The sequence below is a fragment of the Amycolatopsis sp. genome, assembly GCF_035276945.1.
Taxonomy (GTDB): domain Bacteria; phylum Actinomycetota; class Actinomycetes; order Mycobacteriales; family Pseudonocardiaceae; genus Amycolatopsis_E.
Genome location: NZ_DATELF010000095.1, coordinates 68846 through 79551 on the forward strand (window position 1 = coordinate 68846; position 10706 = coordinate 79551).

Here is a 10706-nt window from a genome sequence, read left to right on the forward strand (position 1 = left end):
GTCAGCGCACCTCCCCGAACTCCGTGTCCCAGGCGTCGCGCTCCGCCTGGGACACCTCGGCCACCAGCGGGTCGACGAACAGCCCCGCCCCGGCCGCGAGCGGGTCACCGGCCAGCTCAGCCACCTGCGTGGCCCAGGACGGCGCCAGACAGTCCACCTCGTGCTCGCCGAGCACCCCGGGCAGCCAGGACCAGGTCGCGGTCAGCTCACCGGCTACGATCGCGGCGGTGATCTCCAGGGCATGGGCCACCGGGGTGGCCGGATCCCCGCCGAGCGTGGGCAGCTCGTCAAGCCTGCCCAGGTAGTTCACGCCGACGCGGGCCGTGGCGAGCCCGTCCGGCCACACCTCCGGCCGCAGGTGGCGCAGCAGCCCGTACCCGATGCCGTCATCGGGCAGCGAGCGCAGCCGCTCCCGCATGTCGGCGACCGTGCCGGTGCCGAGGCGCAGCGGGTGGACGGCGGTGAACCAACCGACCGTCCGGGTCAGGTCGGTGCCGCCGAGTTCGACGCGCCCGTGGCGTTCCACGTCGACGAGCACGGGCCGCCCGAAGGCGCCCACGAGGGCGGCGAGCAGCACCTCGATCGTGTCCGTCCGCGGGGCCGCCGCCCGCACCTTTCGGTGCCGCATACCGCCGAGGAGGTCGCGGACCGTGTCTGGCTCACGCAGGCCCAGCGCCGGTTCCGGGTCGTGCAGCATCGAGCGCCAGAGGTCCAGTTCGGACTCACGGTTCGCGGCTTCGGCGGCCACGTTCTCCGCCCACGCGCGGAACGGGCTGCCGGCCGGGCGCAGCGGGCGTCCGGCGACGACGTCGGCGAGGTCCTCGGCGAGGATGCCCCAGGACACCGCGTCGACCGCGAAGTGGTGCACCACCAGCAGCAACCGGCCGCCGGTTAGCAGGACGGCCCGAACCACCTCGCCGCGCTCCGGGCGCAGCGACCGTTCGGCCGCACGCCGCAGCTCCCCCAGCGGCCCGCTCGCCTCCTCCACCAGCGCGGCGGCATCGACCGTGCCGGGCGGCGGGATCTCCACCCGCTCCCCCGTAATCCGCATCCGCAGCACGTCGTGGTGGTCCAGCAGCCGCTGCAGGGCCGCGGCCGCCTCGTCCCGCCCGAGCGACGCGCGCACCGGCAGGACCATCGACTGGCTGAACGAATCGATCGGCACCCCGCGGTCGAACGCCCGGCGCATCGCGGGGGTCGGCGGCACGGGACCGGTCGCCGCCCGCGGGTCCGCGGCGGCGGGGGCCGCCAGAGCCGCGACCGCAGCGAGCGCGGCCACGGTCTGGTGCGCCAAGACGTCCCGCGGCGTGATCCGCAGCCCGGCCGCGCGGGCCCGGCTGACCAACCGCATCGACTGGATGCTGTCCCCGCCCAGAGCGAAGAACCCGTCGGCGGCGCCCACCGACGGCACATCGAGCACCTCGGCGAACAGGCGGCCGAGCAGCCGCTCGGTGTCGGTGCCGAGGGTCCGCCCGCTCGTCTCGATCCGGGGCGCGGGCAGCGCGGCCCGGTCAAGTTTGCCGTGCACGGTCAGCGGAAGCTCGTCGAGCACGACCACCGCGGCCGGCACCAGATGCGCGGGCAGCATCTCCCCGAGACGCGCGCGCAGTGCGGCGGGATCGAGCGTGCTCCCCCGCTCGGCGACGACGTAGCCAACCAGGTGCCTCTTCTCCCGCACCACCACCACCGCCGCCGCGGCGACACCAGGCTGCCGGGCGAGCACGGCCTGGATCTCGCGCGGCTCGATCCGGAAGCCGCGGATCTTGATTTGATCATCGGCCCGGCCGCGGAACTCCAGCAGCCCATCGGCGGTCCAGCGGGCCCGGTCCCCGGTGCGGTACATCCGCGCGCCCGGGGCGAACGGGTCGGCGACGAACCGGGTGGCGGTCAGGCCAGGTCGGCGCCAGTAGCCGCGGGCCACCTGTGCCCCGGCGATGTAGAGCTCCCCGACCACGCCCGGAGGCACCGGGTTGAGCGCGGCGTCCAGCACGTAGGCCCGGGTATTCCACATCGGACGTCCAATGAGGACCGGACCGTCGGGCACGGGTTCCCCCGGCGCGAACCGCAGGTCCGTGCAGCCGACAGTCGTCTCGGTCGGTCCGTAGTGGTGGATCAGCGTGGCCTGAGGGAACCGGTCGCGCCATTCGCGCACAGTCGTGCCGAGCAGCAGCTCGCCGCCGACCATCAGCTCCTCGGTGGGCCACGTACCCGGCAGCTCCGCCAGCAGCGGCAGGTGGCTGGGCGTGACCTTGAGGAAGGTGTAGCCCTCGCCGCCCAGCTCGCCCACGTGCACGCACCCGCCGACCGCCAGCGCGCCGTGCAAGGTCGTCACCGTGGCGTCGAACGACATGGAGGCGTGCAGCAGGGTGCGGCCGCGCAGGCTCGGGTAGGCGGCGACGGCGCGAGCGACGTAGTTGGCAAGGTTGCCGTGCTCGACCACGACGCCCTTGGGCCGCCCGGTGGTGCCGGAGGTGTAGAGCAGATACGCCGCGTCGCCGGACGACAGCGGGACGGCCACCGGCTCGCCGGTCGTCTCGTCGATCGTCAGCGCCGGCACCGTGCCGGGCAGGCGGCCGGCCAGCTCGCCGGTGGTCACGACGCACACCGGTTCGGCGTCCGCGAGCAGGTAGGCGATCCGCTCGGTGGGGTAGTCCGGGTCCACGGGCAGGTAGGCGGCACCGGACTTGAGGATGCCCAGCACGGCGACCGCGATGTGCACGGACTTCGGCTGCGCGAACGCGACGACGCGGCCGCGCCTCGCCCCGGCGGCGATCAGCCGGGCCGCGAGCCCGTCCGCCCTGGCGAGCAGCTCGCGGTAGGTCAGCGCGGTGTCCGCGTCGCTGACGGCGGGCGCGTCCGGGTCCTGGCGCACCACCAGATCCGTCCACAATGTACTGCCCACGGCGTGCTCGGTTGCGTTCCACGTTACGAGGACCTGCCTGCGCTCCTGGTCGGTGAGCAGGTCGATGGTGCTCAGCGGCCGGTCCGGGTCGGTGGTCGCCGCCGCGAGCAGCCGCTCCAGCCGCCAGGCGAGCCGCTCGGCCGTGCCGTGGTCGAACAGGTCCGCGTCGTAGTCCAGGTCGCCTTCGGCGCCGTCGGGCCGCTCGGCGAGGTTCAGCGACAGTGCGAACCTCGCCTGCCCGGTGCCGATCCGCGCCTGCCGCACGTGCAGCCCGGGCAGGTCGGGCACCGGCAGCCGCTCGCCGCGGAACGCCAGCATCACCTGGAACAGCGGGGTCCGAGACAGCGAACGGCCAGGGTTGACCGCATCCACCACGTCGTCGAACGGCACGTCCTGGTGTGCGAAGGCCGCGAGGTCGGCCTCCCGGATCCGGCCGAGCAGCGTGCGGAAGCTCGGATCGCCGGAGGTGCCGGCGCGCAGCACGACGGTGTTGACGAACAGGCCCACCAGGTCGTCGAAGGCCTCGTCCACACGTCCGGCGACCGGCGTGCCGACGGGGATGTCGGTACCCGCGCCGAGCCGCGTGAGCAGAGCCACCAGCGCGGCATGCACGACCATGAACGGGGTGGCGCCGCACTCGGCGGCCAGCGTGCGGAGGTCGGCGCGCAGCCGCACCGGAACGGATCCGCCCCGCCCGCTCGGCTCCCCGGTCCGGTCCGCAGCCAAATCCAGCTGCTCGGGCGCGCCGGAGAGGGCGTCCCGCCAGAAGGCCAGCTCGGTCTCACCCGGTTCCCGGCGCGACAGCGCGTAGTCCGCGTACTGGAGGGGCAGCGGCGCCCACCCAGGCTCGCGACCGGCCAGCCGGGCGCGGTAGGCGGTGGACAGGTCCTTCCACAGTGGACCGATCGACCAGCCGTCGGCGGCGATGTGGTGGACGACCACCAGCAGCACGTGCTCCTCCGGCCCGGTGCGGAACAGCGTGGCTCGCAGCGGCGGCTCGGAGGTCAAGTCGAAGGCGTACCGGGCGGCAACCTCGAGCTCGTCCATGCTGGACACCTCGGTCGGCGTGGCGCCCGCGTCGAGGACACGCTGGCTCGGTTCGCCGTCGCGTTCGGGGTAGACAGTGCGAAGGACCTCGTGACGCGCCACGACATCGTCGAGCGCGGCGGCGAGCGCTGCCCTGTCCAGCGGGCCGGACAGGGTGAGCGCGAGCGGGATGTTGTAGGTCGCGCGCGGCCCTTCCAACCGGTGCAGGAACCACAGTCGGCGCTGCGCGGGCGACAACGGCACCTCGACGGGCCGCTCCCGCGCCACCAGGGCCTGCCGCGCTCCCCCGCCACGGACCATCTCCGCCAGCGTGGCGGGCGTCGGGTGCTCGAAAACCTTCCGCACCGACAGCTCGGTGCCGGTGACCGCCCGGATCCGGTTGACGAGCCGGAGCGCGAGCAGGGAATGCCCGCCGAGAGCGAAGAAATCGTCGTCCACGGCCACCCCGGCGATGCCGAGCAGATCCGCGAACAGCCCGCACACCAGCGTCTCGGCACCCGTCCGTGGTGCCCGGCCCGCGGACTCGCCGGCGGGCGGCGCGGGCAACGCGGCCCGGTCGATTTTTCCGTTGGGCGTCAATGGCAACCGGTCGACCTCGACGAAGTCGGACGGCACCAGGTACGCGGGTAGCTGCGCACGGGCCCGCCCCCGCAGCGCCCCGACGTCGGCCGGTCCCGGCACGTAGGCCACCAGCCTGCGCTGCCCCGGCACGTCCTCCCGCACCACCACGACGCTGCCTGGAAGCGCGGCCTCGACCTCGGCCGGCTCGACCCGGAAACCACGGACCTTCACCTGATCGTCGGCCCGGCCGTGGAACCGCAGCAGCCCGTCCTCGCCGAGGCTTACGAGGTCCCCGGTGCGGTACATGCGCCCGCCCGTCGCTCGACCACCGCCCCGCACGGAAGCGCTGCGCGCCGCGGTGTCGACCGGCGCGGCCCACGGGTCGGCGACGAACCGCTGCGCGGTCAACGCGGGCCGGCCGGCGTAACCGCGGCCGACCCCGGCACCGGACACGTACAGCTCACCGACCGTGCCCGGCGGCACCGGCCGCAACGCGGTGTCCAGCACGCGAACCGCCGTCCCGTCGAGCGGTCGCCCGAGCGGCACGGAATCCGGCACCTCGGCCGGGCCGCTCATGCGGTGGCTGGTGGCGAACGTCGTCGTCTCGGTGGGTCCGTACCCGTTGACGACGGTCAGACCAGGGCAGGCGGCCAGTACCCGGCGCACGGCGTCCGCGGACACGACGTCGCCGCCTGTCCACACCTCGCGCAGCCCGCGGAAGCAGCCCGGCTCGTCGTGGGCGAGCACCACGAACAGGCCCGCCGTCAGCCACACCGAGGTCAGCTCGTGCGCCACGACGAGAGCGGCCAGTGCCCGGCCGTCCAGGTCACCCGGCGGGGCGACGACGACCATCCCGCCGCGCAGCAGCGGCACCCACAGCTCGAAGGTGGCGGCGTCGAAGGCATGCGGCGAGTGCAGCAGCACCCGCCGCGCGCCGGCGAACCCCGAGTGGGCGGCGAGGGCCGTGATGTCGCGGTGCCGGACGGCGACGCCCTTCGGGGTTCCGGTGGACCCCGAAGTGTGCATCACGTAGGCGAGCTGGTCGGGGTGGATCGCCGGTGCTTTGCCCGGCTCGCCCTCCTCGTCGACGGTGACGACCGGACCGGCGAACACGGCCTGCGCCAGCGCGGTCAACCGCGGCTCGGTCAGCAGCACGGACGCGCCGGTGTTCGCCAGCATCCGGGCCAGCCGCTGGGGCGGCGCGTCCGGTTCCAGCGGCACGTAGGCGGCCCCCGCCTGGAGCACGGCCAGTTCCGCGACCGCCACGGCGGGCGATCGGTGCAGCAGGACGGCGACGTGGTCTTCCGTACCCACGCCCACGCGGCGGAGGGCCGCGGCCAGCCTTGCCGCGCGCCGCTCCAGCTCGCGGTAGCCGAGGACGTCGGTGCCGCAGACCACCGCGGGCGCGTCCGGGGTCCGCGCGGCCTGGGCCGCGAACAGCTCCGGCACGGTGGCGCCCGGCTCGGCGGGCGGCGGCTCCGCGACGGCGGTGGTGGTCCGGTCCAGCCGCCCGACGGGCGTGTCCGGACCGGCGGAGAGCAGGTGACCCAGCAGCTCCCGGAAGTCCCGGTGGTGGGCCGCGAGCTCGCCAGCGGAGTAGACCTCGGCGTTGCCGGCGAACTCCAGGTGAATCGCGTGGCCGTCGGCCCGTTCGTACACGTTGAGCGCGAGGTCCTCGACCGGACCGGTGGAGAGGTTCCGGGTCGTGGTGGGGATGCCGGCGAAGGTCAGCCCGGCACGGAAACCCATGATGTTGGCGACGGGACCGAAGTAGCGGTGGCCGTCCCGGCCGAGCTCCCTGGCCAGTTCCTCGCCCCGGAAACGCTGGTGCGCCAGCAGTTCGGCGGTCGCGGCCGCGGTCTGCGCCACCAGCTCGCCCACGCGGGTGTCCGGGCGCACGTGCAGCCGCAGCGGCAGCACTGTGGACGCCATGCCGGGGGTCTGCTTCGCGACCGGGGTGGTGCGGGTCGTCACGGCCAAGCCGAGCACGACGTCGGAAGCCCCGGTGGCCCGGCCCAGGTAGAGCGCGAGCGCCGCGAGCGGCGCACGCGACCACCGAGTGCCCGCGGCGGCAGCCAGGGACTGCAGCCGGTCCACCTGGCCGACGGGCAGGTCGGCGCCATCACGGTGGAACGGGCCGGGCCGCGCGGGGGCCCGCTTCGACAGCAACACGGGCTTCGGCAGACCGGACCCGCGGTCCAGCCAGTACGCGCGATCATCCCGGTACTGCGCGGATTCGCGGTATTCGGCGTCGAGCGCGACCAGAGTGGCCAAGTCGCCCGGCACCGGCGGCAGGCCCACTTCGGACACCAGCGCGGTGTAGGTCTCGGCTACCCGGGCGGCCAGCAGCGAACAGCTGTAGCCGTCGATGAGCATGTGGTGGTAGCGCTGGCACCAGATGTAGTGCCCGGCGGACAGGCGCAACAGGGTGTACCCGAACAGCGGCCCGCGGTCCACATCGACCGGTCGTGCGAAGTCCGCCCGCATCCAGGCCAGCGCGGCCGCGCGCGAGTCCGGTTCCGCGGTAAGGTCGACGTGGCGCAGTATCCACTCCGGCGCGCCCCCGAGCAGTTGCACCACACCGGTTTCCGACCGTACGAGGGCGACGCCGAGCACCTCGGTCGCCTCGACCACACGGCGCAGCGCCTCCTCGAACACGGCGACGTTCAGTGGCCCGTGGATCTCGGTGTACTCGCCCACGGTGTGCACGGCCCTGGTCGGATCGGCCTGGTGCCCGAACCACATTGCCTCCTGCGCCGCGGACAGCGGCAGCCGCCGCTCACCCGTCAACGACACACTCGTCCCCCCTGTCCATCGCGGCGACCACGCGCAGGGCGTCCTCGGTGTTGGGAAACTCGCGGTGGCGCGGCACGGTGAGCCGGATCGCCGGCTGCGCCGGCACGAGCAGGTGGTCCCGCGCGTACCGGGCCCGCCCGCCGCCGGTGACGTTGAGCAGGATCCGGGCGCCGGCCGACACGCGGCCCGCCTCGGCCGCGGACCGCAGCGCGGCCAGCGCCACACCTGCGGACGGCTCGATGTCGACGCCGAGGGTCTCCTCGAACAGCCGCATCGCGTCGGCGGCCGCGTCGTTGCCGACGGCCAGTACGTCGCCAGCGGTGGCGATGAGGCAGTCGGACACACCGCCGGCCGTGTCGTACGGCGGATTCGCGTTGGCCAGCTCCGGCGCGATCAGGTCGTTGTCCGCACCAGTCGAGCGCCGACCCGTCCACCGGCGGTAGATCGGCGCGAACGGCAGGTTCTGGCACATCACCACGCGCGGCGGCGGGCCGGCGTCCTCGTGCTCGCCGAGGCGCAGCGCGGCCTCGTGCACGCCCAGCGTCCCGGCCCCGCTGCCGACCGCCTGGACGTAGTAGTCGGGCAGCCCGCCCATCGCGTCGTACGCGGACAGCAGGACCGTGCCCAGGCCGTCGCGCCGGGCCACGTTGCGGACCCCGCCCTCGGCCTGGAAACCGGGCAGCGAAGCCAGCGATCCCGCCAGAGTGATCGCGTCGGAATAGCGTCCGCCGTCCAGCACGATCAACCGCACGCTGTCGTCCAGCGGCCCGGGGAACCGGAGCCGGTCCAGCGCGGTGGCCGGGACGACCAGCACGCACCGCAGCCGGTAGCGGCTGAACGAGGACGCGAAAGCCGCGGCGGTGTTGCCCGCGGAGGCGACCACCAGCACCGGCGGCTCCTCGGGCAGGCGGCCGAGGACGGTGTAGGCCTCCAACTCCTTGAACGTGCCGGTGGTCAGGTTGGCCCCCGCCTCGGGCCAGTACCCACTGAACGCCAGCCACAGATCGGTGAGCCCGAGTTTCCGGCCCAACTCCCCCGCCGGCAGCACCGACGCCGCGCCCGCGCCGGGCAGGACGCGACGGACCGGGAGCCAGTCCAGGTAGCGGAACAGGCCCCCGAGGCCATCGGCGCGGCCACGTGCGGGGTACTCGGTCTTCAGCAACGCCTCGCGGTGCGGCACGGTACAGGTCAGCAGAAGGCCGTCGTCTTCGTACCGTCCCCCGCACAGCGGGCAGACCAGGCTATAAGGACGCCCGTTCGCCATGGGGTTCGCGTTCCTTCGTCAGGGGGAGACCGCCCAAACACCACAATCCAAGCGAGAAAAAGCGAGAAAACGGTGAAATCAAGATTAATGAAAAGAGAACTGTTCCCGACGGTGGAATATTCATAAATCAGCGGAAAGAAATTCCGCAAAATACTGTTTCCGATGTGCCCGAAACCACAGGATCCCCGTACACATCCACCGGTGATTACAGCGAGCGCCTCGTTGTCCTCGGCAGCCGGACGCGCCACTGGGTGTGGACGGCGAGATCTCGTTCGCTGAGCCGGTGCCCATCCCGTTCGAACACGACTCGAACCCGGACTACGTGGTGGACCGTGCACTCGGCGCCGAGCTCGTGCGGAAAGCGGTGTCAATGCTCAAGGAACGAGAGACCGAGGTGCTCAGGCTGCGGTTCGGCTTCGACGGCGGCGACGATCGCACTCTGGGCAAGATCGGCGAGCATTTCTCGTTCACCAGTGAGAGCGCTCGACAGATCGAGAGCAAGGCGAAGGAGAAGCCGGCCGCAAAGCTGGCGCAGGTCGGACTCGTCGCGGACGGCGTGGAACCCGCTCCCCCAAGAAGCGCCCGGCCCGCAGACCGACCTTCGTGCGAAGGCCGCCCCCGAAGACCCGGCCGCGTGGTGATGAACTCGCCACGGGATTCAGGTTGGCGGAGCGGCTCGGGTCCACCGGCGACGACAGCGACGACAGCACTGTCACCAACCTGCTGATCGCCTTGGTGGACCAAGCCCTGCGATCCGGCGCTCACCGCGTCGGATCCGGACCGCGACGTACGGCACGACCGCGGACGGTGCACGTCGATCCCAACACCCCCACGACTGCCGAACACCATGTCTGGCCACCATTGCGGAAATGGGCCGCCCAGCGCCTCCTGACCCGCCACCAGACCGCGCCCACGGCCGTGTTCGAGAGAGCGCGCACGCTGCCCCGCAAAACGGCGTGGCCGTGGTAACCGGAGCGGGCACGCCGCAGACCAACTACACCCTGAATAGGCACACACGGTGGTGGACGCCGCCCTGCCCTGGGGTCAGAAGGCGCCCCGCGAGGCAGCACTGAGCAAATGACACCTTTTGTGTCAACGTTGAGATCGAAATCAGGTGGCGGTGGGTTGCGTGATCGGGTGTTGGGCGCCTCCGTGCGGGGTTGGGTCGTAGGGTGTGCGGTTCTGCCAGCAGCGCCACATGACGTGGATCCAGGCGCGGGCGAGGATGCGGGTGGCGTGGGGGTGGTCCTTGCCGAAGGCCGGTGCCCGGTTGTAGATGCCGGCGGCCCAGGGGCTGGTGAACTCGTCGCGTGACGTGCCCTGCATCGGTTCCTTCCGGTCGGTCGGGTCACGGGGGCCGGTAGCGGTGGCACCGGCTCCCGCGGCCCGCCCCTTGAGCAGGACCATGTCCTGATGCGCGATACCCCGGGCGGGCACCCACGGTCGCGGAGCTTCGGTCGGTGGTGGCGCCGGGTTTCTCGTCGATGTAGCGGGTGCCGACGAACTGCCAGTTGTCCCGGGAGGTGACGTAGTCGCGGAGCTTGAAATCTTGGGCTTCTACTAACACAATTCCAGATCCGACTTTCTTGTTATCGTACCAACAACAAGAAAGTCAAGATCGGAAGTATTGATCCGATCGAGTGATACGGGATCGCGCTGATTGTCACCGCCGATCACGTCCGCATAGCATGGAGCGCAGTTTCTCGCATCACATCTCAGTCTGTGAGATCCGGGGGTTCCGATATTGGACTGAGGCTCGACGTCTCCGCGGTTCTTCGCAGATCGATTGTTCTTGCACCCTGAAGAGAGCGCGCGAATTGTTTCGGTATGCATTTCGCACGCCTGGTTCCGCCGCGCCCGGATACCGGGCCACTGCTACTGGAGGGGATTACTTTGACTTCGGCAACGAGTAACTGGTCAGGTCTGTGGCGGCGTGTCGTGTTGATGTTGTTTGCTGGGTGTGGATCATGGTGTGGTGTCCGGTGATCGACGTCCGTCTTATGAGGAGCTTGCCGCTGAGAACGCGGAGCTTCGGACGATGGTGTCGGACTTGGGGGCGTTGGTTGAGAGGTTGCGGGCCGAGATTGTTGAGTTGAAACGACAGTTGGGGCGGAACTCCCGGAACTCGTCGAAGCC

5 protein-coding genes are annotated in these 10706 nt (G+C 71.8%); 2 read left to right on the forward strand and 3 right to left on the reverse strand.

Going from position 1 to position 10706, the window contains the following annotated elements:
- Nucleotide 1 precedes the first annotated feature (1 nt).
- Together VJT49_RS16115 and VJT49_RS16120 are read right to left on the reverse strand one after the other, a co-directional pair.
- Complete coding sequence (locus VJT49_RS16115) at nucleotides 2-7300, reverse strand: non-ribosomal peptide synthetase (protein WP_324165638.1); 7299 nt, start codon at nucleotides 7298-7300, stop codon at nucleotides 2-4.
- Entirely contained in the window at nucleotides 7290-8570 is a 1281-nt protein-coding gene (locus tag VJT49_RS16120; RefSeq protein ID WP_324165639.1) for a cysteate synthase, read from the reverse strand. The genes VJT49_RS16115 and VJT49_RS16120 overlap by 11 nt, the downstream gene beginning before the upstream one ends.
- A 283-nt stretch (nucleotides 8571-8853) precedes the next feature.
- Here VJT49_RS16120 and VJT49_RS16125 point away from each other — a divergent pair, with 283 nt between their 5' ends.
- On the forward strand, nucleotides 8854-9297 hold the full coding sequence (locus VJT49_RS16125; protein WP_324165640.1) for a sigma factor-like helix-turn-helix DNA-binding protein: 444 nt from the start codon (nucleotides 8854-8856) through the stop codon (nucleotides 9295-9297).
- A 383-nt stretch (nucleotides 9298-9680) separates the two neighbouring features.
- Here the strand turns inward: VJT49_RS16125 and VJT49_RS16130 are convergent, their stop codons facing one another.
- On the reverse strand, nucleotides 9681-10007 hold the full coding sequence (locus VJT49_RS16130) for a hypothetical protein (protein WP_324165641.1): 327 nt from the start codon (nucleotides 10005-10007) through the stop codon (nucleotides 9681-9683).
- Nucleotides 10008-10545: 538 nt separating this feature from the next.
- On the opposite strand from VJT49_RS16130, the gene VJT49_RS35285 reads away from it, so the two are divergent.
- A partial coding sequence (locus VJT49_RS35285; RefSeq protein WP_414635979.1) for a DUF6444 domain-containing protein occupies nucleotides 10546-10706 on the forward strand: 161 nt, incomplete at its 3' end.

What these genes read in the sequence shown, in the direction of transcription:
- VJT49_RS16120 (WP_324165639.1), bottom strand. Translation starts at nt 8,570, where the DNA reads ATGGCGAACGGGCGTCCTTATAGCCTGGTCTGCCCGCTGTGCGGGGGA.